Origin of the sequence: Acidovorax soli (genome assembly GCF_900107605.1) — a bacterium.
Taxonomy (GTDB): domain Bacteria; phylum Pseudomonadota; class Gammaproteobacteria; order Burkholderiales; family Burkholderiaceae_C; genus Acidovorax; species Acidovorax soli.
On sequence record NZ_FNQJ01000020.1, the window covers coordinates 1 to 23,837 of the forward strand.

20 protein-coding genes and 2 pseudogenes are annotated in these 23,837 nt (G+C 63.1%); 16 read left to right on the plus strand and 6 right to left on the minus strand.

Annotated features, from left to right (window positions below; all coding sequences use genetic code 11):
• Positions 1-230: 230 nt before the first annotated feature.
• Both BLW02_RS12975 and BLW02_RS12980 read right to left on the minus strand, forming a co-directional pair.
• A pseudogene (locus BLW02_RS12975) lies at positions 231-611 on the minus strand (IS3 family transposase); the annotation flags it as partial.
• Positions 612-803: 192 nt separating this feature from the next.
• A complete protein-coding gene (locus BLW02_RS12980; RefSeq protein WP_067511974.1) occupies positions 804-1,709 on the minus strand; it encodes a hypothetical protein in 906 nt (301 codons plus the stop codon).
• Between the two features lie 300 nt (positions 1,710-2,009).
• On the opposite strand from BLW02_RS12980, the gene istA reads away from it, so the two are divergent.
• The 7 genes from istA (at position 2,010) to BLW02_RS13015 (ending at position 12,004) form a co-directional block, all read left to right on the plus strand.
• A complete protein-coding gene (istA, locus tag BLW02_RS12985) occupies positions 2,010-3,536 on the plus strand; it encodes an IS21 family transposase (protein ID WP_056637686.1) in 1,527 nt (508 codons plus the stop codon).
• Positions 3,529-4,314, plus strand: a complete 786-nt coding sequence (gene istB, locus BLW02_RS12990; RefSeq protein ID WP_024815605.1) for an IS21-like element helper ATPase IstB — start codon at positions 3,529-3,531, stop codon at positions 4,312-4,314. The genes istA and istB overlap by 8 nt, the downstream gene beginning before the upstream one ends.
• 1,283 nt (positions 4,315-5,597) lie before the next feature.
• Positions 5,598-6,944: a metallophosphoesterase gene (locus tag BLW02_RS12995; protein ID WP_092699228.1), complete on the plus strand. Its 1,347-nt coding sequence runs from the start codon at positions 5,598-5,600 to the stop codon at positions 6,942-6,944.
• A gap of 23 nt (positions 6,945-6,967) precedes the next feature.
• Positions 6,968-8,026: a GTPase-associated system all-helical protein GASH gene (locus BLW02_RS13000; RefSeq protein ID WP_139285376.1), complete on the plus strand. Its 1,059-nt coding sequence runs from the start codon at positions 6,968-6,970 to the stop codon at positions 8,024-8,026.
• A 5-nt stretch (positions 8,027-8,031) separates the two neighbouring features.
• A complete protein-coding gene (locus tag BLW02_RS13005; RefSeq protein WP_139285377.1) occupies positions 8,032-9,075 on the plus strand; it encodes a TRAFAC clade GTPase domain-containing protein in 1,044 nt (347 codons plus the stop codon).
• Complete coding sequence (locus BLW02_RS13010; RefSeq protein WP_092699234.1) at positions 9,072-9,929, plus strand: TRAFAC clade GTPase domain-containing protein; 858 nt, start codon at positions 9,072-9,074, stop codon at positions 9,927-9,929. Before BLW02_RS13005 ends, BLW02_RS13010 begins: the two co-directional genes overlap by 4 nt.
• A gap of 8 nt (positions 9,930-9,937) precedes the next feature.
• The gene (locus BLW02_RS13015) at positions 9,938-12,004 is read left to right on the plus strand and encodes a GAP1-N1 domain-containing protein (RefSeq protein WP_139285378.1); all 2,067 of its coding nucleotides are present in this window, start codon (positions 9,938-9,940) and stop codon (positions 12,002-12,004) included.
• Positions 12,005-12,496: 492 nt separating this feature from the next.
• On the opposite strand, the pseudogene BLW02_RS13020 reads toward BLW02_RS13015, so the two are convergent.
• A pseudogene (locus tag BLW02_RS13020) lies at positions 12,497-13,387 on the minus strand (YifB family Mg chelatase-like AAA ATPase); the annotation flags it as partial.
• Positions 13,388-13,599: 212 nt separating this feature from the next.
• On the opposite strand from BLW02_RS13020, the gene BLW02_RS13025 reads away from it, so the two are divergent.
• The 7 genes from BLW02_RS13025 to BLW02_RS13055 all read left to right on the plus strand — a co-directional run bounded on the left by BLW02_RS13025 (position 13,600) and on the right by BLW02_RS13055 (position 20,414).
• Entirely contained in the window at positions 13,600-14,331 is a 732-nt protein-coding gene (locus BLW02_RS13025; RefSeq protein ID WP_092699238.1) for a TorF family putative porin, read from the plus strand.
• Between the two features lie 41 nt (positions 14,332-14,372).
• The gene (gene glnK / locus BLW02_RS13030) at positions 14,373-14,711 is read left to right on the plus strand and encodes a P-II family nitrogen regulator (protein ID WP_026434926.1); all 339 of its coding nucleotides are present in this window, start codon (positions 14,373-14,375) and stop codon (positions 14,709-14,711) included.
• 42 nt (positions 14,712-14,753) lie between these two features.
• The gene (gene amt / locus BLW02_RS13035) at positions 14,754-16,193 is read left to right on the plus strand and encodes an ammonium transporter (RefSeq protein ID WP_092699239.1); all 1,440 of its coding nucleotides are present in this window, start codon (positions 14,754-14,756) and stop codon (positions 16,191-16,193) included.
• Between the two features lie 213 nt (positions 16,194-16,406).
• Positions 16,407-17,528 (plus strand): glycolate oxidase subunit GlcE, encoded by a 1,122-nt coding sequence (gene glcE, locus BLW02_RS13040; RefSeq protein WP_208859731.1) that lies wholly within the window; start codon positions 16,407-16,409, stop codon positions 17,526-17,528.
• Between the two features lie 67 nt (positions 17,529-17,595).
• Entirely contained in the window at positions 17,596-18,381 is a 786-nt protein-coding gene (locus BLW02_RS13045) for a YoaK family protein (RefSeq protein WP_092699241.1), read from the plus strand.
• A 33-nt stretch (positions 18,382-18,414) separates the two neighbouring features.
• Positions 18,415-19,716, plus strand: coding sequence for a glycolate oxidase subunit GlcF (gene glcF, locus BLW02_RS13050; protein ID WP_092699243.1), 1,302 nt, complete (start codon positions 18,415-18,417; stop codon positions 19,714-19,716).
• 23 nt (positions 19,717-19,739) lie between these two features.
• Positions 19,740-20,414 carry a dienelactone hydrolase family protein gene (locus BLW02_RS13055; RefSeq protein ID WP_092699245.1) on the plus strand — a complete coding sequence of 225 codons (675 nt, stop codon included), beginning with the start codon at positions 19,740-19,742 and terminating at the stop codon, positions 20,412-20,414.
• On the opposite strand, the gene BLW02_RS13060 is transcribed toward BLW02_RS13055, so the two are convergent.
• Positions 20,400-21,020 carry a phosphoribosyltransferase gene (locus BLW02_RS13060; RefSeq protein WP_092699338.1) on the minus strand — a complete coding sequence of 207 codons (621 nt, stop codon included), beginning with the start codon at positions 21,018-21,020 and terminating at the stop codon, positions 20,400-20,402. The genes BLW02_RS13055 and BLW02_RS13060 overlap by 15 nt on opposite strands.
• Positions 21,021-21,039: 19 nt before the next feature.
• Positions 21,040-21,606 (minus strand): phosphoribosyltransferase family protein, encoded by a 567-nt coding sequence (locus BLW02_RS13065; RefSeq protein WP_092699247.1) that lies wholly within the window; start codon positions 21,604-21,606, stop codon positions 21,040-21,042.
• A 256-nt stretch (positions 21,607-21,862) separates the two neighbouring features.
• Here BLW02_RS13065 and BLW02_RS13070 point away from each other — a divergent pair, with 256 nt between their 5' ends.
• Together BLW02_RS13070 and BLW02_RS13075 are read left to right on the plus strand one after the other, a co-directional pair.
• A complete protein-coding gene (locus BLW02_RS13070) occupies positions 21,863-22,069 on the plus strand; it encodes a hypothetical protein (protein ID WP_026434934.1) in 207 nt (68 codons plus the stop codon).
• Between the two features lie 198 nt (positions 22,070-22,267).
• The gene (locus BLW02_RS13075) at positions 22,268-23,131 is read left to right on the plus strand and encodes a ProQ/FINO family protein (protein ID WP_092699249.1); all 864 of its coding nucleotides are present in this window, start codon (positions 22,268-22,270) and stop codon (positions 23,129-23,131) included.
• Positions 23,132-23,300: 169 nt separating this feature from the next.
• Here BLW02_RS13075 and BLW02_RS13080 read toward each other — a convergent pair whose 3' ends face one another.
• Positions 23,301-23,792 (minus strand): glutathione peroxidase, encoded by a 492-nt coding sequence (locus BLW02_RS13080; RefSeq protein WP_092699251.1) that lies wholly within the window; start codon positions 23,790-23,792, stop codon positions 23,301-23,303.
• Positions 23,793-23,837: the final 45 nt, after the last annotated feature.

Consider the following 23,837-nt stretch of genomic DNA (forward strand, 5'->3'; position numbering starts at 1 on the left):
CGTGATGCGGGCGATCTCGCGTTGCGATGTATTGCGCTCCAGCAGTGTCTCTATGGTGGCGCGTTGGTTGGACTTCAAGACATTCACTCCTTGGCCTTCCCTCGAGGAAGACCGGATCAATGTCCTGCCAACAGGTGCCGACGGCGCCGGCGTTTAACCCCTATCCCCGATCAGTTCAGGTGGGGGAGTTTGAGGTGGCCATAGGCGGGGGAATTTGGGTGGCCATCGGGGAGTACGAAGTCTGTGCGCATCGAACTGCTCACCCGCCAGCCCACGATCCGCCTGGCAAACACGTCGATCACAAAGGCCACATAGAGCCAGCCCTGCCAGGTCGAGACGTAGGTGAAGTCGCTTACCCACAACTGGTTGGGCCGCTCTGCGCGGAACCGACGGTTGACCCGGTCTAGAGGGCACTGTGCTTTGCTGTCGCAGGTGGTGGTTCGTACGACCTTGCCGCGCATCACCCCGCGCAAGCCCAACTGCCGCATCAGCCTCTCAACAGTGCAGCGGGCCACTGCCGTGCCTTCACGCCTGAGTTGCCGCCATACTTTGTCGGCGCCGTAGACCTGCATGTTGGCCTGCCAGACACGTTGAATCTGCGGCATCAGCAAGCTTAAAGCGCGTCATCAGCCCGCATCAACTCAACCGCAGCAGTGTGCAGCGCGAGACTTCGGACGTCTTGTTCCTGGTGGTGTGCCATGTTGAGTACCAAATTTCCTCACGTATGCCGCCAGAGGTCTAGAACAATAGGTCGCTTGACTAAACCGCGGTCGTTGCATTCAATACGGGCGCTGGCGGGGTGCTTAGCCACCGGTCAAAGGCCCATGGTGCGACTGATCTCTTGGGCAATTTAGATACAGCGTTCTGGCGGCGGACTGAACCGTCTCTGCGCCTGACATCCAGCTTGCCATCAATGATTGCGAATATTGCTTCCAAACTGAAGCGGCGACATCAATAGTGACGTCTTGTCCGAGTTCATGTAATGCGAGTTGGACATTGCGCGCGTCTGATATCTCATCCTCCTCCAGCTGCAAAGCCACATTCGCGTCACTGCTTTTTTGGATCCATTGGGCTAAATCTGACTTAAATTTCTTCGCATCTTCGTCCATCAGTTTGTCGAAATCGGGACTTCCAAATTCACGACCTACTGGGGCCATTGAGTCCCATGCCAAATCTTCGTCAGAGGGTTTATACCGAGCCCCAGACATTGAAGTTGCCGAAATTTGATCCCCTGGGCCTATCCAGAACTCGTGATACCCGCATTGCTCTGTAAACACTGCTACTCGATGAATGGCCCCATCAGCGGGTGTTTCGCCTACGTAAAACGCCCGCCGAAACGTCAGATCAGAGCCATCCTTAAATTGGACGTGAACACTGCCATCTGAGAAATCCGCCGCCAAAAGGTTGTCTTCAACAATGTCTGCGGCAGAGCGGCCAAGCCTCTGTGAAAGTGCAATCTGCCAGTACTCCAGCATACCGACCCAAGGCATGACTGCTTTTTTCCTAAGATGATCAAGCTCCTCTTGGGCTGCAGACCGGATATCGTGCTGAGATGGAGTGCCCTCCTCACTAAAGATGCGGTCTAGGTATGCTCCTCGCGCGTCCATGGTTGCGACTGCGTAATCAAGCCAAGACTGGAAATCCGTCGGCGGGGCTGGTGTACTCATATCAAACCTCCATATTTCGTTGAGGACTTCAATGACATCCATTGGAAATCGGAATGGGTAGATCTTCTGAATTGGAACCCTGATGGCCACTTCAAATTCCCCCACCTTTGGCCAGTCAAATTCCCCCAGGCAGGACGGCTAAATTATCAGTCTTTTGGTGTGACTGCCGCTGGCCGCCGATCTTGGTAATTTCTCCCTGGTTTTTTGGAGTTTTTATAAATGGCTTGTTGACGCCGACCGAAAACTGAGCCACTTTTTGGTGTGATGCCGACCTAAAACTGAGCCAGGTGTTTTACCTACCCTGCTGTTTTGTGCAGCAAGGGAATGAAGAGGGTGATCACCATGGACATGATTGGCAAGATACGGCGGATGCACCGCCGGGACAAGAAGACGAAGCGGGAGATATCGAGGGCCACGGGCCTGTCGCGCAACACGGTGGCCAAGTGGCTGGACGAGGCGCAGCCGGTCGAGCCCAAGTACCGCCGGGAGGCGGCGAAGGCGACCAAGCTGTCGGCGCACGAGGCGGAGCTCAAGCAAGCCTTGAAGGCCGATGCCAAGCGGCCCAAGAAGGAGCGGCGCACGGCCAAGGCCTTGTTCACGCAGATCAAGGCAGCGGGCTACGAAGGTGGCTACACGCGGGTGACGGACTTCATCCGCAAGTGGCGCCAAGGTGAAGGCCAACAGGCGGCCTGCAAGGCCTTCGTGCCATTGACTTTCGAGCTTGGCGAGGCCTTCCAGTTCGACTGGAGCGAAGACGGCTTGCTGGTGGGCGGGGTGTACTACCGCATGCAGGTCTCGCACATGAAGCTGTGTGCCAGTGGGGCCTTCTGGCTGGTGGCCTACCCCAGCCAAGGCCACGAGATGCTGTTCGATGCGCACACCCGCAGCTTTGCAGCGCTGGGTGGCGTGGCACGCCGTGGCATCTACGACAACATGAAGACGGCGGTCGACAAAGTCAAGAAGGGCAAAGGCCGCGTGGTCAATGCGCGCTTTGCAGCCATGTGCGCGCACTATCTGTTCGACCCTGATTTTTGCAACCGTGCCAGCGGCTGGGAGAAGGGGCGCGTGGAGAAGGATGTGCAAGACAGCCGCCGTCGCATCTGGGTGGAGGCGGGGCAACGGCGCTTTGGCAGCTTTACCGAGCTCAATGCGTGGCTGGGCGAGCGCTGCCGGGCTCTGTGGCGAGAGCTGCGCCACCCGCAGCACAAAGCGTTCAGCATCGCCGAGATGCTGGAGCTGGAGCAAAGCCACCTGATGCCGATGCCGGTGGCCTTTGATGGCTATGTTGAGAACCCGGCCAAGGTGAGCAGCACCTGCCTGGTGACGGTGGCGCGCAACCGCTACTCGGTGCCCTGCGAATGGGCGGGGCAAATGGTCAGCACACACCTGTACCCGGCGCAGATCGTGGTGGTGGCCGGCGATGCTATGGTGGCCACGCACGAGCGCCTGAGCGATCGCAACCAGACCCGCTACGACTGGCAGCATTACGTGCCGCTGATCGAGCGCAAGCCGGGCGCGCTGCGCAACGGCGCGCCCTTTGCAGACCTGCCCGAGCCATTGCAGCGCATGCGCAAAGGCTTGCTGCACCAGGAGGGCGGCGACAGGGTGATGGCGCAGGTACTGGCCGAGGTGCCCAAGCAAGGGCTGGACGCCGTGCTGGTGGCGGTGGAGTTGGCCCTGGAGAGTGCGCCGCCATCGGGGCGGGTGAGCACCGAGCACGTCATCAACGTGCTCGGCCGCCTGCAAGCGCAGCCCCTGCCCGAGACGGTTGCGACCAACCTGCAAGTGAGCCAGACACCCCTGGCCGACACGGCGCGCTATGACAGCCTGCGCGCTGGCAGCGACATGCAGGAGGCCGATCATGCGTGAGCTGGACAAGGAGTTCAAAGAGCTGCGCCTGTACGGCATGGCCGGGGCCTGGGAGGACCTGGTCAAGCAAGGCGGCCACGCCACGCTGGAGAGCTCGCGCTGGCTGCTGGAGCACCTGCTGCAAGCGGAAGTCACGGACAGGGCCATGCGCTCAGTGAGCTACCAGATGCACACGGCGAAGTTCCCCGTGCACCGCGACCTGGCGGGCTTCGACTTCGAATGCTCGCCCGTGGACAAAAAGCTCATCGAGCAGTTGGCCAGCATGGCGTTCACCGAGCAGGCGCACAACGTGGTGCTAGTGGGTGGCCCCGGCACGGGCAAGACGCATCTGGCCACGGCCATCGGCGTGGCGGGCATCACGCGCCATGGCTCACGCGTGCGGTTTTACTCCACGGTGGACCTGGTCAACGCACTGGAGCAGGAGAAGGCCCAAGGCAAGGCAGGCCGCATCGCAGCGAGCTTGCAGCGCATGGACCTGGTCATCCTTGATGAGCTGGGCTACCTGCCCTTCAGCCAGGCAGGCGGCGCCTTGCTGTTCCACCTGCTGAGCAAGCTCTACGAGCAGACCAGCGTGATGATCACCACCAACCTGGACTTCAAGGAATGGTCCAGCGTGTTCGGCGATGCCAAGATGACCACGGCACTGCTGGATCGACTCACGCACCACTGCCACATCGTCGAGACGGGCAACGAGTCCCACAGGTTCATGCACAGCACAGCCGTGGCCAAGAAACGCATCAAGGCACGCGAACAGGCCAAGAAGGCTGAGCCGTTCTGAGCGGTTCAAGGGCAAGCCGCTACGGGCTTCGCCCTGCGCGGCTTGCCCTCAACGGACGACCACCGAGCTCGATCACCAAGGAGACCAAAACCGACCCAAGGCACTACACTTATCCACAGCCGACCTTCACAGGTTGGCCATTAGCCCTGGCTCAAAATTCAATCGGCACGGTGGCTCAATTTTGAATCGGCGCCAACATGTAGGGGGACTTCTGCATCGGCGTCGGGGCCCATGAGCTTGCATGCGATCATCGAATATGCGCAAATCGCACAATTCACCGTCCTATTTGGCGTGAGTGACGCGCGTCCCGGCGCGACGATGGTTATCGCCGGCGTACAGCCGTGTCACTTCTTGGACGCCAGGACATGCCGACCCGTCGCCAGGTCAGCCCGCGAGCCTCACGCTGATTCGGCGCCTTCGAGGTCTAACTCGTCGTCTTCGATCAGCACCATTTCGCCATCGAGCGGCCGGTCGCTCATGACGGACGTTGGCACGCAGGCGCTCCAGCATCATGCGGCGCCTGCGCGCGCAAAACGCCTCCAGATCCGCAAACACACTCGGTCACTCAGCGCTTTTGGCACCTACGGGACTTGGAGTTCCGATGGATTCACCGTTCGAGCCAAGGCTGCCGAGTGGACGTGAGAAGCGGATTGGCGTCTCACTTAATTCGGTAGCGTCGCATCAATTCGAGAACCCGACACCTCTGGCCAGAGTTCCAAAAAATGCGGGCTCTTTAAACGAACGTCCGCGTTACACAAAACACTGCAATAGTGGTCCAGAGACTGGCATCGCTCGATGTCGGCTCTGCAGCGCTTGCAGTCATTCTCCCTTGGCTCTCGTCTGCACGGTCTAGCCTGCGAAGCGGACATTGAATGTTCCCGTCAAGCACTGCATCTCAGCAGCTCAAGAACCGGCTAACCGACCGAGGAAACAAAAGTTGGGATTAGCCTAAAGAACGCTGGAGCTAGACCTCGAACTACGGAACGTAGCCTACAAACCTTGCAGATACGGCAGGGAAGCAGCGGCCAACCGCAAATCGGTGGAATCAGCGCAACTTAGTCTGCGCCTTTTTCCGTCCGCCCTGATTCCCTGCCTTAGTTACTCCGCCACCCTGCCGAGCTCTCTGTCCCAAGGAGCGATAGCGGGAATAGCCGGGCTGATTGGTGTATTCGCTCTGAAATGTTTAGTCGACTCGCCAAACCCATGCGCATTGATGCATGCAATGCACGCTCTCAGGGCAGACCACGTCATGGGCATTTGTTACGAACGGATAAGATGCAACGATGCGTATCCTTCACCTGTCTGACATCCATTTCCGAGAGCCTGATTGCCTAGAGCCGGCGACTGATACGGACCGCCCATATCGGACGGTCCTTGAGCAAGACATCGTCGATTTGTGCCGCGATGGTAAGCACGTCGACGCAATTCTCGTAGGCGGCGACATCGCTTACAAGGCTCACCCGGACGAATACAAAGCGGCGCAGGAGTGGTTGGAAGCGCTCGCCGCGAAGTGTCATTGCCCGCGCGAGAGCATCTACGTTGTTCCCGGGAACCATGACGTAGACCAGAAGGTCTGTCAGAAGGCCCTCGCGGTCTCCAACGCTCAGGAGGCGATTGTTCGAGCGCCGGACGCGAATCGCTCGCGAGTCCTGCGCGAACAACTTCGTGATGTAGAGGTCGGGCGCTCGCTGTTCCTCCCCCTTGAGGCTTATAACAACTTTGCGGCTTCGTTCAATTGCAACGTATACCCCTCCAGGCCCTACTGGTTTGACACGCTCGAACTCTCGGCGGGCTTGAAATTGCGCCTTTTCGGACTGACTTCGACGCTACTCTCCGGCCTTGGCAAGCGGGACGACGAACCCGGTCATCTTTACCTAAGTCCTTTGCAAACGGTCTTCGAGAAGGACCGGGACATCGTAAACCTAGTGATTTGCCACCACCCACCACACTGGTTCGTCGACGTTACGCAAGTAGACGACGACGTTAACTCCCGGACGAAGCTGCAGTTCTTCGGCCATGAGCATACGCAGCGTTGCACACGCGACCCGGCCTACACGCGATTCAAGGCAGGCGCGGTCAACCCTGATAAGAGAGAGCTCGGCTGGCGACCTGGGTATAACCTCGTAGACCTCGACGTCATCGACACTGGCGCGGCCCGCACCTTGCGCGTAACGGCGCATGTGCGGCAATGGCAGAACGCGCCCGAGATGTTTATCCCGGTCAAGGACCCGCTCGGCAATAACGTTTGGGTGAACAACATGGCTGCGCCTGAACATTTCCCCCTGAGCGCCCCGCCTTCTGTCGCAACGATACCGGAGCCGCACCTTCCGCACACCAAGATTGCAGAAGCCGCGCACACAACCGCTGACCTCGCTGCGAATACCGTGGCGAAGCTGGAGGCAACTATGAGTACTCCATCAACCCGAAATCTAATCTATCGGTTCTGGAATCATCTGGATGTCAGCGACCGACGAGATATTGCACTGAAGCTGGGGCTTATTACTCAAGAAGACCTCGCAGCCAAGGTGCCCGATTCCGAGCGCTACGGCAAAGCGCTTGAACTGGCAGGCAGCCGTGGTCTGTTGATGGACCTTGCACGAGAAGTCGAAGCCATTGAGCAAAAGCAATAGTCAACATACAGGGGGAGAAGAAATTGCAAGCAAATTTCGCCACGTGGTACAGCAGTATGCAGCTCGGCACTGATGCAGACATCCAGCTAGTACGCTGGAGTCAGGTCCAAGCGGTTGCGAAAGGTCCCTCTTCTACGGAGCTGACAAGCCTTGTAAGCCTGGCCTTCAAGTTGAAACAGTCGGAAGCCAGCAAGACGGCGATTCGGAGTAAATTTTCCAACGACGCGCCGGCGCCCGGTGACGCTGAACTTGCCATGTTGGCGGCGTCATCGCTCGCTGTCGCCTTTCAGGGCCGGAACGCGACCGCTGCGAAGGCCGCGGCCCTGGTTGTGGCGACGACCGCCGCTGGTCAGCGCGCCCCTGAGTTGCCAGTACCCTTGGTCGGGATGGCTGAACAAGCGCTTTCGGACCTTGCTGAGACTACCCGCCAACGGCCGCAGCCGTTGTTGAATAAAACCGCGCCGGTTGTGAACGTCAAGGCTGCACTCGAAGCGAACCCTGATTTCGATCAGTCAAATGTTCACGCTGTCTTCAATTCGATGGCGCAGGAGCTAAACAAAGCCCTACAAGACGTCGTGAGCCGCCAGAAGTTGTTTGAAGCTGCGGTACAGGGTTACATCAAGGTGCAAGACGAGGAGCTGGACGTCTTGTGGTGGCTCCACGGTGGCTATAGTGAGCTTGCCAATCTCCCGTTTGGCGAGGTGTCCTCGGCTCAAAGGCCGCTCGTGCTCGCCGCAGAACTGAGCGAGTTGGCGACGGTACTGCCGGGCCCTCCATCCCTCGCTGCGCTGCTTACGCGTGCAGGTGTAGAAAGCAGCGCAATGGTATCGGTAGAGGTGGCAGTCAACGCTTTGCCACTCTCACTGTTGCATACGCTCCTGCCGGAATCGGACCATCCCAAAGTCTCGCCTGCTACCACGCCTATCCTCGAAGCGGTACGTCGCCGGCTAGAAATTGACGGCCAAGACGGCTGGACCGTGGGCTGGGATTCCGTGACTGGCCTTGCTCACAAGCAAGAGCTGTCGGCGCTGAAGTTCGCCCAGAGCGCGTTCCTCGAGCTTTTGCTCGTCCGACTGGGGTGACCGCAATGGCAGTCGACGGCAACACAAATCCTGTAGTGCGATGCGGCAACCCTGAATGCAATGTCGCGATTGATTCGAAGTGCATGGAGGGCATCGCAGACCCGCCCAGCTGCCCACACTACGGCAAGGCTCTTGTCGTTGTCGAGGCATCCGACGGCGAAGCAATCAAGGCCGTTGCACCGGGCGTCCGCCTGCCGCACGCTGACGCGCTTTCCGCGACAGAAGCGGAATTGGTTCTTCGCGCGAAGGACAGCAACCTGGTCGCGCTGGTGGGCCCGCATGACGCGGGTAAAACGAGCCTCATCGCTGCGGTCTACGAGTTGTTCCAGTTGGGGCCTATCGGTCAATACCAATTCGGGGGGTCGGCCACCCTGCACGCTTTCGAGAAAACGGCCCACGATGCTCGAAGCGAGTCGCGCCGCAACGATCCGCATACAGAGCGAACGAAGCTCGGTGAACTCACCTTCTACCATCTGGACTTGGTAAGTGCCGACGGTCCTCCACGCCGCTGCGCTCTGTTTGCCAACAGAGCAGGCGAGGACTACATGGATACGCAGACGAACCAGGACCTGGCAAAAGGCTATCCCGAGCTTCCGCGCTCAGACACTCTGACTGTGCTTGTCGATGGTGAGAAGCTTCTCCTGAGCGCCGAGCGCCACCTGGCGCGTCGAGACGCATTGCTCACTTTGCGCGCGCTTGTCGAAGCAGGCGTTACAAGGCGATGGCAACGGCTGGCATTGGTGCTTACGAAGGTTGATGCCGTTCGGTCGGCCGAGAAGGGAGCGCCCGAAGCCCTCCAGTTCTTCGAGAACCTTGCTACAAGCATGAGCACCGAGTACGGTTCCCACTTTGTCGAGTTCAAGACGTTTCCGGTGGCCGCGTCACCAAAGTCGACCAAGGCCGTTCGCGGTGAAGGTGTGGCTGCATTGCTCGACTTCTGGCTGAAGGCACCAGCCCGCAATGAGCACGCCACGACCGTTCCGACCCCGCGCCCCGCAGCACGGGCGTTCGGGCGCCTTCGGGTCATTGAGAGCGAGGTTATGCCATGAACAGGCAAGACGTCGTCGTGCTAGGCTTGCCAAGCAGCGGAAAGACCACCTACCTCGCCGCACTGCGGCATCTCATGACCGCCAACGAAGTGGACGTGGAGCTCAGGCTCGTCCACCTACGCGGTGAGGGGACCGAGCACCTGCATTTGCTCGTAGACCGTTGGTTGCGCGCAAAGGCGCAGGAACGAACCACTGAGGTCAAGAGCCGCACGGTGACGATGACCCTTCGGGAGAAAACCGGCGCGGAGTTCGAACTGCACTTCCCGGACATGGCGGGTGAGTCGTTCCAGCGCATGTGGGAGAAGCGAGAGTGCGATCCTTCGGTCGCGGCGCAGCTCCGTAGCCGCGGCGTTCTCCTCTTCGTTCATGCAAACAAGTACAAGGCCCCTACATGGGTTGTAGATGAAGTCCAGCAGAACAAGGCGCTAGGCATCGCTCCTGAACCGGAACAACCAGTCCCTTGGAAGCCAGAACACTCGGCCACGCAGGTCCAGCTTGTAGACCTTCTGCAGTCTCTCCAGTCAGCTCCCTTGGACGCCGGTCCGCGGCGCCTTGCCATAGTGCTCTCGGCGTGGGACAAGGCCGCCGCTGAAGGCCATGCGCCTGTAACGTATTTGGACCGCCACTTCCCGTTCCTGCGGCAATATCTTGAGAATGGCCTTGGCGAAGGCTGGACGTGGACGGTGTTCGGCGTCAGCGCCCAGGGCGGCGAGTACGACGAGGACGACAAGCCGCCTCGGGAAGAGGCGCAGCGCATGCGGGATGTGGACATTCCCTCGCAGCGAATCAAGGTTGTGACTGAGGGCGCAGAGTCCCATGACCTAACTGAGCCCCTCACTTGGCTGTTGGGATAGGGTTGGTAGTGGGTACAACCGTTCATCAGGCGTTGCATGGCTATTCCGATGGCCATCGTCAACTGGCTTGCTCAGCCGCTTTGTCGCCGAAGGACGCGCGCCTGGTCCTCGTCATGAGCGACGTGTCGGGCTCCGGCGTGACCGGCGAGGGCATCCCGTACATCACGGGCTACCCGCTCGCGGAGTCGGGCCTCTACGCGCTGGCGAAGACATGGCCCGCGACCGAGCTTCCCAGGCCAGGTTCTGTCTGGACGCACACCATCTTTGTCGAGTTCGCCGAGCTTGCAACTCTTGACCGTCCGTCCAGCCTAGCCAAACTGTTCCGCCGTCCTTCCATGGAGCAGCGATTCGGCTATGACAACGCGCTGCTACTTGGTAACGACCCTCTATGTTCGGAGATGTTGAGCGATGAAGAGCTGTTCTGGTTTGGACGCCTCGCCACAGGACTCTACGGACTCCCCGACGAGCCGATTTGGGCTCGACGTGACCCTGATTTCTATGTCGACGAAGTAGTGCTTCGGATATGGGACCAACAATGGCCCCGCCTGCGGCGCTCCTTCAAGTTCTGTACGCTCACGACCACCGACCGTTCTCAGGACGGATTTGCCTTCGACCTCCAGCTCTGTCCCAGTTCGGCGGCGACATCTCGCCTTCGATTCCAGGGGCGCTTCGAAGGGTGGGAAGCGGTAACCTCCAGTGACGAGGCTTGGATGCGAGGGCTACTTGCCGATGTTTGGCACCCCGAACGATCAGAGATACGACAAGCCCTGCGTCTGATAGGCACGGACGTACTCGGCGGGCGCGCAGCCATGCGCCCCATTTGCGAGCTTCTGGTGTCCCAGTCAGCCTCGATTCAGATGGACGTCAACCAGATTGTTGATTTGGTCAACGAACCTGGGCTTCTGGCGACGTCCAAGCTGGCCAAGATGTTTGCGCTTAGGACCGTGTTGCCTAGATCCGAGCACCTGAGCGACGAATCGTTGCGCTTCGTGGCAAAGAACATTGACTTCCTGCCTTCCGAGGAGCTCGAGGAATTTGCGCCGCCTTTCTCTGAGCGGCTCTGGGCGACTAACCCGGTCATGCTCGCCAGCCTTTGGCTTGATGATCGGCCTTCAGTTCAAATTCCTCTGCGCCACGCAGCCCAAGGCATCATCGCCGCCGAGCTTCTGGATGGACTTTCGGCCGCTCCTGACCTCGTCCACCCACTTCTAACGGTCAGACCCGACCTGGCGGAGCTTCCCGAGTTTTGGGGGCGTACTCAGTGTTGGCCAAAGGTTGTCGCAAACATCGGGATCGACCTCACGAGTCACGCAGTTCTTGATGCACTGGTCCTCGGGCTACATGATGAAGGGGCAATGACCTCTGCACTGCATGAGGTCGGTACGCTTGCCGTCTTGAAATGCATCCAGACCCTGGATCAGCAGCCTCAGGTCAGCCAGAACCTCGATGCTTGGGTGCGACATGCATGCTCCGACACGGACGCCGTGGCGAAATTCCTTGCGCAGTCGACGGCGTCAAGCGCCGGCACCATTTACCTCGTCTCGCAGCAGCTCCAGCCGGACGCTGTGCCCAATGACTTTGGCGACGACCCCTGGCTCATCGCATTGCGCTCGTACTCCAAATCTAGGAGGAAGCTTCCTGTTGAGTTGCTAGCCTACGGGTTCCGCAGGGGCATGGGCTGGCGCTCTAGGAGTGTGGCAGAGCTTCTTAGCATCACCTTTGAAGCACTGCATCGGGCTGCGGAGCAGGACAGCATCCCGGAGACAAGTTGGAGCATGCTTGAGAACGCGCTGCCTTCGGTGAGAAGCGACTTCTCTTGGGATCGCGCTCTAAGGCTCAGGAAGGCCGCAGCCAAGCGCGCAACGGACATGCGGTTCAGCGCTGAAGACTTCCTTGGTCTTGCTGAGTCGGAGGTTCTGTTCGGGGCACTTCTCGAGGAAGTTTGGCAGTTGTGGGACGGGTCATGGTTCCTGAAATCTATGGCCAAGGAGAGGGGACGCGGCAACACCCCGACTGCCCACAAATGTCATCAGCTTCTAATCGATTTCGTCGAACGGAAATCCCACTGGTGGTGATAGCGACATAACACCCTTTATCGCTGATGGCTCGCAGCGGATGACCATCAGTCAGACAGCCCTCGTTCCACCACCCAGAACCCGAACAGACCTGGCCGACAGATTCTGCTTCGGCAATTCACATCCCATAAGGTCTATAACCAAGGTCGTGATGCCATGATCGTAGAGTGACACCAGGGCTTCCGGTGCCACGATGAATCTACCCGGATCCGGTAGTCGCCTTCGCGCCACGCACAAGTGAGTCGCTGGCCGACGACTGGTGTTAGTCGTTGCAGTCATTGATGCAGCCCACCGTGAACGACTGAGATCAGCCTGAAGCGGCCAAGCCCAGGTCGGTTCTGCAACGAATGCTGCGGCCGTGTCCGCACCGCGATCCGGTCCCTGCGCTATGTCGATCATCCGGGACTCGGCGTTCTCGCCGAAGGGCGGGCATCACAGCCTTTGTGGTCGCATTAAATATTGTAGAGTCTTAAAAATTATTGTAATTCACAAACCCCCACCCACCAGTGCCACCGCCGATGCCGTGTGGTGCGGCTGGCAGGTGGGTCGCTGCGCCCAGCGCGCGGGGGTGAAGCGCCCGGCCAGGCTGGCCACGGCGGCGCTCTCCAGGGCCTCTTCCATGGTCATGGCCGGCAGCAGCCCGGCAAAGCGCTGGGCCAGCATGGATTTGCCGGATCCGGGCGGCCCCATCATCAGCAGGCTGTGCCCGCCAGCGGCCGCGATCTCCAGTGCGCGCTTGGAGGCCGCCTGGCCCTTGATGTCCGAAAGATCGGCATAGGCCACCTGCGTGGCCAGCGGCGCGGGTTGCAGCAGACACCAGCCGTCGTCCGGGGCGCTGGCGTCGTCCATGGATTCCTGGCTGCCTGCCGGCAGGAACTGCCGCACGACATCGAGCAGATGCCGGGCGCGGTACACCTGTGCGTCGGGTACCAGGGCGGCCTCTTCGGCACTGCCGGGCGGCAGCACCAGCCGCACCGCCACGCCGTGGGCCCGCAGTGCCAGGCTCGTGGCCAGCGCGCCGCGCACGGGGCGCAATTGCCCGGACAGCGACAGCTCCCCGGCGAATTCATGGCCGGCCAGGCGGCCCGCGTCGATCTGCCCGCTGGCGGCCAGGATGCCCAGGGCAATGGGCAGGTCGAAGCGGCCCGAATCCTTGGGCAGATCGGCGGGCGCCAGATTGACCGTGATGCGCTTGTTGTGGGGGAACTCCAGCCCTGCGTTCTGCAGTGCCGAGCGCACCCGCTCGCGCGCTTCCTTCACTTCCAGATCGGCCAGGCCGACCAGGGTGAAGCTGGGAAGCCCGTTGGCCAGATGCACCTCGACGGTGACGGAGGGCGCTTCCAGCCCCAGGAGCGCGCGACTTTGCACCAATGCAAGACTCATGAACGGTTTTCTCCCCAGATGGGTGCGGTGGGTGGAGGGTTGTTGTCTGCTGGCGGCGTTGCGCACCAAGGGGGTGCAACGGTGCGGCGCCACTGCCAATGTAAGGGCGAATGCACGCCGTGGGTGCGGACCTTGTCGCCATGGAGATCCGCAACATGGCACGGACCGTGCTTTGCACAACTGTCCCCACTCTTCATTACACCGGAGGAACCATGATCCGCGCATCCATCAAGCTTCTGACCGTTGCCTGTGCTGCAGCCCTGCCGTTGCTGGCCAGTGCCCAGCTCACCGGCAATGTCAGCATGACCAGCAACTACAAGTTCCGGGGGCAGGACCAGGACACCGGCAAGGTCAGCGCCTTCAAGCCCGCGTTGCAGGGCGGTTTCGACTATGCCTTTGGTGACACCGGCTGGTATGTCGGCAACTGGAACTCCAGCGTGAACTGGCTGCCCGGCAATTCCCTGGAATCCGACCTGTACGGTGGCTACAAATTCAAGGCCGGCGAGGTGGACCTGGATGTGGGTGCCCTGAGCTATCTGTATCCCGGCAACACCAGCGGCAACACCACCGAACTTTATGGCGCTGCCACCTATGGCCCGCTCACGGCCAAGTACTCGCACACCGTGTCCAAGGACTATTTCGGCTGGGCGGGCGCCAAGTCCGGCTCGGGCCTGCGGGGGCGCAACACCGGCTACCTGAACGTCGCGGTGGCCCAGGAAGTGATGCCCAAGGTGACGCTGAAGGCAGCGGTGGGCTTTACCCGCTTTTCCGGCGACATCCGGGACAGCGGCGTGCCCAGCTACATGGATTATCAATTCGGTGGCGCCTACGACTTCGGCGACGGTCTGACCCTGGGCGCCGCCATCGTGGGCGCCAACAAGAAAGACTATTTCGGTTCCGTCAACAAAGCCCGCGTGATCGCCACGCTCACCAAAACCCTGTAATTCACAGTGGGCGCGCAGGCGCCCCATCGGAGGAACCCCAAATGAAAATGGTGACAGCCATCATCAAACCCTTCAAGCTCGACGAAGTGCGCGAAGCCCTTTCCGACATCGGGGTGCAAGGCATCACGGTGACCGAGGTCAAGGGCTTCGGGCGCCAGAAGGGCCATACCGAGCTGTACCGCGGCGCGGAGTACGTGGTCGACTTTCTGCCCAAGGTCAAGATCGAGGCCGCCGTGGCCGACGAGCTGGTGGACCGCGTGATCGAAGCCATCGAAGGCGCGGCGCGCACCGGCAAGATTGGTGACGGCAAGATTTTCGTCAGCCATCTGGAGCAGGTGGTGCGCATCCGCACCGGCGAAACCGGCAAGGAAGCCCTTTAAGCGCGCCCCAGGGCCCGCTGCATTCCACAGAGAGAACATGCCATGAAAAAACTGCTTGCCTCCTTCATCCTGGGACTGGGCCTGCTGTCCGCAGGATCGATGTCCCTGGCCCAGGCGCCCGCCCCGGCTGAAACCACCGCTGCCGCTCCGGCGGCAGAAGCCGCGGCGCCCGCCGCCCCCGTGGCTGCGCCGGCCGATGCCGCCGCAGCACCCGCAGCCGCCACTGCCGAGGCCGCCCCTGCAGCACCCGCGCCCAAGCTCGATTCGGGCGACACCGCGTGGATGCTCACCTCCACCCTGCTCGTGATCCTGATGGTCATCCCGGGCCTGGCCCTGTTCTACGGCGGCCTGGCACGCTCCAAGAACATGCTGTCGGTACTGGTGCAGGTGTTCGTGATCTTTGCGCTGATCACCGTGCTGTGGGCCGTCTATGGCTACAGCCTGACCTTTGCCGGCGAGGGCCAGTTCTTCGGTGGCTTCGACAAGCTCTTCCTCAAGGGCATCGCGCCAGACACGCTGTCGGGTCTGCTGCCGACGATTCCCGAATACGTGTTCGTGGCCTTCCAGTCCACCTTTGCCGCCATCACCGTGGCGCTGATCGTGGGTTCGTTCGCCGAGCGCATCAAGTTTGCTGCCGTGCTGATCTTCGCCGTGCTGTGGTTCACCTTCAGCTACATCCCCATGGCCCACATGGTGTGGGGCGGCGGCCTGCTGGGCAAGGACGGCGCGCTTGACTTTGCTGGCGGCACCGTGGTGCACATCAATGCCGGTATCGCCGGCCTGGTGGGTGCCTACATGGTGGGCAAGCGCATCGGTTTCGGCCGCGAAGCGCTCACGCCCCACAGCCTGACGCTGACCATGGTGGGCGCCTCGCTGCTGTGGGTGGGCTGGTTCGGTTTCAACGCCGGCTCGGCCGGCGCCGCCAACGGCGCAGCCGGCCTGGCCTTCATCAACACCATCCTGGCCACGGGCGCTGCCACGCTGTCCTGGCTGGCCGGTGAAGCCCTGCACAAGGGCAAGGCCTCCATGCTGGGTGCTGCCTCGGGTGCGGTGGCGGGTCTGGTGGCCGTCACGCCGGCCGCCGGTTTCGTGGGTCCCATGGGTTCCATCGTGATGGGCCTGATTGCTGGCGTCATCTGCCTGTGGGGCGTGGGTGGCCTCAAGAAGATGCTGGGCGCCGACGATGCGTTCGACGTGTTCGGCGTGCACGGCGTGGGCGGCATCCTCGGTGCCATCCTGACCGGTGTGTTTGCCTCGCAGAACCTGGGCGGCACAGGTGGCCTCGCTCCCGATACCTTTGCCATGGGTGCCCAGGTGTGGATCCAGACCAAGAGCGTGCTGCTCACCATCGTGTGGTCGGGCGTGGTCTCGTTCATCGCTTACAAGATCGCCGATCTGCTCGTGGGTCTGCGGGTATCCGAGGAAGCCGAACGCGAAGGGCTGGACATCACTTCGCACGGCGAAACAGCCTACAACCGCTGATCGCTCCCGCGCTGCGGTGTCTGGTGGCACCGCAGCGCTTGCTGATGGAGGGAGAAACCTCCAGGTCTTGGCCCGCCCTTTCGGCGGGCCTTTTTTCTGGGGGCAAGGCCCTGGTGTGCGCTGTGACCTGCGTGGGGCGCGGGTGGAATGCACGGTCCCTGTTCAAAAAATTCACATGCCCAGGCCGGCATACCCAGGAACAGTGCCGCTACCATGCAGGCCATGGAATTCGCCCTTCGCCAGCTGGTTGACCGTGTCCGCGCCGCCGCCGCCGCGCAAACCCCCCTGCGCATCCGGGGTGGGGGCACCAAGGACTTTCATGGCCTTGCGCTGCGCGGCGAGGTGCTCGATACCCGTGCATTCACCGGCATCGTGGGCTATGAGCCCAGCGAGCTGGTCGTCACGGCGCGCGCGGGCACGCCCTTGTCCGAGCTGGAGGCCGTGCTGGCCGAAAAAGGCCAGTGCCTGCCCTTCGAGCCCCCCCATTTCGGACCGGGTGCCACCGTGGGCGGCATGGTGGCCGCTGGCCTCAGCGGCCCTGCCCGCGCCAGCGTGGGCGCCGTGCGCGATTATCTGCTGGGTGTGGTGCTGCTCAACGGCCGCGCCGAGCTGCTCACCTTCGGCGGCCAGGTCATGAAGAATGTGGCGGGCTACGACGTTTCGCGCCTCATGGCGGGCGCCTGGGGCACGCTGGGCCTGCTCACCGAGGTGAGCCTCAAGGTGCTGCCCGTGGCGCCCGCCGAGGCCACGCTGCGCTTTGAATGCAGCCAGGCCGATGCCCTGCGCCGGCTGCACGCCTGGGGCGGCCTGCCCCTGCCGCTCAACGCCAGCTGCTGGGTAGAGGACGCGGGCGTGGGCACGCTGTTTGTGCGCCTGCGTGGCGCGGTGGCGGCGGTGGATGCGGCCTGCCGCAGCATGGGCGGTACGCGGCTCGACAACGCCACCGTGGCGCCCGACTGGCAGGCCTGCCGCGAGCAGACGCTGCCCTGGTTTTCCGCCCGCCAGGCCCAGCCTGGGCAGGCGCTGTGGCGCCTGTCTGTGCCCGCCACGGCCCCCGTGCTGGCGCTGCCCGAGGGGGCTTCGCCGCTGATCGAATGGCATGGCGCCCTGCGCTGGGTGCAGGCGCCGCTGGCGAAGGGCGATGCGTTGCGCCAAGCCGCCCGGGCTGTGGGTGGAAGTGCTGCGTTATTCATGGCTGATGGCGCAGAGCAATCAAGCGTTGCCGGCCCATTGGATCTGGAATCTTCGGCGCTGGCACAGATCCATGCGCGCCTCAAGCACAGCTTCGACCCGGCCGGCATCTTCAACCCCGGTCGCATGGCGCCGCAGTGGTGAGGGGCGCGCACATGGTGGCCAGCGACATCGGGCAAGCGAAGCCGCACCAGGGCGCCGCAGGCTGAACATGCGCCGCCTGCGTCATCTCACCGGCCACCACCGCACGGGCACCAGCAACCGCGTGCTCGGTCTGTTGCTGGCCTTCAATGCCGGGGCGGTGAATGCAGGTGGTTTTCTGGTGGTCCACCTGTACACCTCGCACATGACGGGTTTTCTGTCGATGCTGGCCGACAACCTCGTGCTGGGCAACATGGTGCTGGTGCTCAGCGCCCTGGGGGCCTTGCTGGCCTTCATCAGCGGGGCGGCCACCACGGCGGTGATGGTGAACTGGGCGCTGCAGCGCAAACTGCACAGCAGCTATGCGCTGCCGCTGTTGCTGGTGGCGCTGCTCATGCTCGTGTTCGGGCTGGTGGGCGCCATCACGCTCGACTGGCGCACACCTTTTGCCGTGCCCATGACGGTGCTGCTGCTGTCCTTCATCATGGGGCTGCAGAACGCCACCGTGACCAAGATGTCCTCGTCCCAGATCCGCACCACCCACATGACGGGCGTGGTGACCGACCTGGGCATCGAGCTGGGCAAGATGCTGTACTGGAACCGCACCGGCACCGCGCTCGAAAACCAGGTGCGCGCCAACCAGGCCCGGCTGCGGCTGTTCGCGGGGCTGGCGTCGGTGTTTCTCGTGGGCGGCATTGCCGGGGCGGCCGGCTTCAAGCATGTGGGCTTTGTCTTTGTGGTGCCGCTGGCGCTGGTGCTGCTGGTCCTGTCGCTGCCCCCGCTGTGGGCCGACCGCGCGCGCCTGCGCCATCCGCTGCGCAAGGCCGGGCCCGCCCGGCTGCCCCCCATTCCTTGAAGTGATCTTGTTGACCCGTCCAGGCTGCACCCCATGCAAACCCAACTGACCCCTGAATACCGCGCGCGCCCCGATGGCCTGGAGGCCGAAGCCATCCTGCGCAAATGCGTGCACTGCGGTTTCTGCACGGCCACCTGCCCCACCTACCAGCTGCTGGGCGACGAGCTCGACGGCCCGCGCGGCCGCATCTACCTCATCAAGCAGGTGCTCGAAGGCGAGGCCCCCACGCGCAAGACGCAGATGCACCTGGACCGGTGCCTGACCTGCCGCAACTGCGAAAGCACCTGCCCCAGCGGCGTGCAGTATGGCCACCTGATCGACATCGGCCGCAAGATCGTTGATGAAAAAGTGGCCCGACCCCTGGGCGAGAAGGCCCTGCGCTGGGCGCTGAAAGAGGGCCTGCCATCGCCCCTGTTTGCCCCCGCCATGAAGATGGGCCAGGCAGTGCGCGGCCTGCTGCCCCCATCCCTCCAGGCCAAGGTGCCCGCGCCGCAGCCGGCCGGGGCCTGGCCCACGCGCGAACATGCGCGCAAGGTGCTCATGCTGGCCGGCTGTGTGCAGCCGGCCATGATGCCCAACATCAACACCGCCACGGCGCGCGTGCTCGACGCGGTGGGCATCCAGACCGTGATCGCATCCAAGGCGGGCTGCTGCGGCGCCGTCAAGTTCCACCTCAACGACCAGGAAGGCGGCAAGGCCGAGATGCGCGCCAACATCGATGCCTGGTGGCCGCTGGTGGAGGCGGGCGGCGTCGAATCCATCGTCATGAACGCCTCGGGCTGCGGCGTCACCGTCAAGGAATACGGCCACGTCCTCAAGGACGACCCGCAGTACGCCGCCAAGGCCGCGCGCATCAGCGCCCTCACGCGGGATCTGTCGGAACTGCTACCCGCCATGCTGCCCGAGCTGGCGCAAAAACTGGCGGGCCGCGTGCAGCCGCCCGACGTACTTTTTGCCTACCACCCGCCCTGCACGCTGCAGCATGGCCAGCAACTGCGCGGCGGCGTCGAGACGCACCTGAACCAGCTGGGCTTCCAGCTGCGCGTGGCGCGCAACGAATCCCATCTGTGCTGCGGCTCGGCGGGCACGTATTCGGTGCTCAACCCGGGCCTCTCGTACCAGCTGCGCGACCGCAAGCTCGGTGTGCTGGGCGACGCCTTTGGCGAGCAGGCCCCCGACGTCATCCTGTCGGCCAACATCGGTTGCATCACGCACCTGCAAAGCGGCACCTCCACCCCCGTGCGGCACTGGGTGGAAGTGCTGGACGAGGCGCTGGACGCTGCCGATGCGATGCCCGCAGGTGAACCGGGCGGGCAGAAGCGCAATGTTCGATGAGCCCTTGAGCGAGGTGTAATGCCATGCAATCCGCAACCCAACAACTGGTTCGCATTCCGGTGGACAGCGGGTTTATCGAGGGCGCATGGGAGAGTCCACCCGACAGCCAGGGTCTGGTGCTCTTTGCCCACGGCAGCGGCAGCAGCCGGCACAGCCCGCGCAACAACCATGTGGCACGGGTGTTGCGGGAACGGGGCTTGGCCACCTTGCTGGTCGATCTGCTGACGCCCGAGGAAGACCGCGCCGAGGCCACGCGGTTTGATATTGCGCTTTTGACACAGCGCCTGCTGGATGTGACCGACTGGGCCAGGCGCCAGCCAGCGATGGCGTTGGTGCCCATGGGGTATTTTGGTGCGAGCACCGGTGCCGCTGCGGCCTTGCGTGCGGCCGCGGCGCTGGGGGGCAGCATACGGGCCGTGGTGTCCCGCGGTGGCCGCCCGGACCTGGCATCCGCCCGTGATCTTGCACGGGTGCGGTGTCCGACCTTGCTGTTGGTGGGCGCTTGCGATGAAGAGGTGCTGGCGCTCAACCGGCGCGCTGCCGCACACATGCCCGGGACCACGGTCTTGACGGTCGTCCCCCATGCCACCCATCTGTTTGAGGAGCCGGGGGCGCTGGAAACCGTGGCCCAGCTGGCGGCGGACTGGTTCGCGCAGCATCTGCCGGCACCGGGGGTGCCGGCTTCAGGCGCCCAGTAGCGAGATCACTTCCGCGTCGTCCACCTGCGGAAAGTGGCGGTAAAACTGGCCCACGGCCTGGAAGTGGGCCGGCGCATGCAGGCACACCACGTCGTCGGCCATGGGGCGGATTTTCTCCAGGGCCTCGGGCGATGCCACGGGAATGGCGCAAACCAGCCGCGCGGGCTGGCGCAGGCGCAGGCTGTGCAGCGCGGAAATCATGGTTGCGCCCGTGGCCAGGCCGTCGTCCACCACGATCACCACGCGCCCGTGCGGATCGACCGGGGGACGGATTGGGGTGTACTGCACCCGGCGCGAGTGGATCGTGGCCATCTGCTTCTGTTTTTCCGCGGCGATGTAATCCTGGTCGGCTCCCACTGCGGCTGCGTAGGGTGCGATGTAGGTCCACCCGTTTTCCGCCACCGAGCCGATGGCCACTTCCGGCTCGAAGGGGGCGCGCAGCTTGCGCACCAGCACCACATCCAGGTCGCCACCGAGCTGTGCTGCAACGATCTTGCCGATGGGCACGGCGCCCCGCGGAATGGCCAGCACCAGGGGATGCTGGGCGCTGAAAGCGGCCAGGCGGTCCGCCAGCTGGTGGGCGGCGTCGTCGCGGTCTTTGAACATGGGGGTGCCTCGGGCGGTTTCAGCGCGGCCGATCGGGCTGCACGAGCTCAATGCGGAAATCGGGCTCGTAGGGGGGGACATGGCACTCGATGATGTCCGGCGGGGCAACGCCCAGGCGCACGCCCACCACATCGGCATGGAGGGGCAGGCGGGTGGTGACCCGGTCCACCAGGCAGGCCACACGGATGGCCGCGGGTTGCTTGCGTGCCAGATAGTCCACCACCTTCAGCAGCGAATGCCCGGTGTACAAGACGTCGTCCACGACCAGCACCGTGTGCCCGCGCAAATCCAGTGCCGCATGCTGCGCCTGCTCTGTCAGCTGGGTTTCCGGATGGAGCAGGGTGAGGTCGTCCGCATACCGCTTGACCTGCAGATCCAGCCGCAAGGGCTGCGGCAGGCCATACCGCTCCATCATCCGTGTGCACAGACGGTCCGCCAGGGGGGCGCCCCGGCGCAGCACGCCAATCACCGCCACCTGGCGGGCTGCATCCAGCAGAGCGTGGGCCTGCCGAGCCATCCCGTCGATGACGGACAGCAACGCCTGTGTGCCATACAGGACGGTTCGTGCGCCGGAGGGAGCCGTCATGGGAGCCGTCGCTTGTGGAGGCGGTCGTTGACGGCGGCCTTGAACCGGCCAGCCAGCCGGCCGCTGCAGAATATCCGTGAAGCCATGGTGTCTCCTCCGAGGATTGAACACGCGCGGGACAGAGCCCACTTTATGGGGCACCGCCGCGGGCGTCAATCCCGCGCCGCGTTGCGGTTTGCAACGCGGCTTCGCTTGCGGTACTGTCTGAGGCGTGGTCGGGGAAGCTTTGGCCTTGGGCCACCTACAGGAGATCTTCATGGCGATCCATCACAACCCGCGCGACAAGCAAGCGCCCCACACGGGCAAGGTCGAGAACGACACCAACAAGGTGGGCGAGCAGGACCCCACCCAGATCAACCAGGGCAAGCGCACGCCCGAAAGCCGCAGCGACCGCGAATCGCATGTGGGCGGCAGCAACCAGTCGCAATCGCGGCGAGACCCGCCGGGAAACAGCAACCGTTAGGGAAGGCCATCCTTTCCGGGATGCGCCTTGTTTGTGTACGGTGGTCCGCTCTCCTGCGGCGCATATCGGGCTACTTTCGGGGCCACCAGCGGCATGCATCCCCTTGTCTTGAATGGGTTGTTGCGGCGCGGGTCGGAAGGGCCTTGGCGCCAACGCTGGCATGATCGAGGGTTTTGTTGCCCTCCGATCCGCTACGCCATGACCGACAACGTGCCAGAACAAGAACCCACAGCGGCGCCCGCCGCCCCGGTAGCCGCTGCCAGTGCCCCGCAGGCATTGCAGCAGCCCGAGACTGGCGACAGTGCTCCGGCAGCCATTGCCGAGGCCGCTGCTGCGGCGGATGCCCAGCGCGGCCATCGTCCCCCCCGGGGTGGGCGTGGTGGCCGCAACAGCGGCCGTGATCGCTCCCGTGCCCAGGGCCAGGCGCCGGCAGGCCCACAGGCACCGTCGCGCACGCCGCCCCGCACCCACCCGGTGCTGGAGCAGCTGGCGGGGCTCTATCCCCATCTGTTTGGTGCGGTGTTCCTGCCGCTCAAGCGCGGCATCTTTCAGGATCTGCTCGAAGCACATCCCGAGCTGTTCGAGCGCGATGCGCTCAAGGTGGCGCTGGGCATCCACACCCGCTCCACCCGCTACCTGCAGAGCGTGGCCGCCGGTGAAAAGCGCCACGACCTGGCGGGCCAGCCCGTCGAGGACATGGCTCCCGAGCATGTGCACCATGCGCTGCTGGAGGTGTTCCGCCGCCGCAAGGCCCGGGCGGGCGAAGACGTTTTGCCCAAGCTGCGCAAGCGCATGATCCAGGCGTTCGAGACTTCGGGCCTCACGCGCGAGGCCTACACCGAGCTGGTCACCGGCCGCGATGAAGCGGCCAATGCCATCCTGCAAGAAGCCTTCGCGGAATGGGCGGCCCGCAATGCCAAGGACGAAGCCCTGCTGCGCGCCTTCGAGGCCAGCGGCCAGACGCTGGAGGCCTTTGCCGACATGTACGGCATGGATTCGCGCCAGACCGGCCAGATGCTGGAGCGCGCGCGCCGCCAGCGTCCGCCCGCAGCGGCAGACTGATCGCTGTGTTCTGGGGATGGCCTGCATAACTCCCTGCGGTCGGTGATAGCGCGCCTCGGGCGGTCCACTGCGTTGCTTTTCTTGCCCATAGCCGGGCTATTGGCTGCAAAAAGACGCCTGGTGGCCCATCCCGATCCGCACTACCCCCGGCTCGCGCGGGTCCTGCAGGTCATCCCTGGGTGGCCAGCGCCGCCTCGATGTCGCCCGCCAGCTTTTGGGGCGCATCCTGCGGCGCATAGCGGCGGATCACGCGGCCATCCCGGCCCACGAGGAACTTCGTGAAGTTCCACTTGATGGCCTTGCTGCCCAGCAGGCCCGGGGCTTCGGCGGTGAGCCACTGGTACAGCGGCGACGCCTGGGCGCCGTTCACATCGATCTTGGCCATCATCGGAAAGCCCACGCCGTAGTTGCGCTGGCAGAAGCTGGCGATCTCATCGTTGCTGCCCGGGTCCTGGTGGCCGAACTGGTTGCAGGGAAACCCCAGCACCACCAGGCCCTTGTCGCCGTATTGCTGATGCAGCTCTTGCAGCCCGCCGAACTGCGGCGTGAAGCCGCAGGCGCTGGCCGTGTTGACGATCAGCAAGACCTTGCCCTCGAACTGCCGCAATGGCACGGCAGGCCCGCTCATGGGCTGGACTTCCAAGTCATACAGGCTGGACATTGGCAACTCCTTGGGGAAGAACCTTTTCGAAGAGCCCATGGTAGC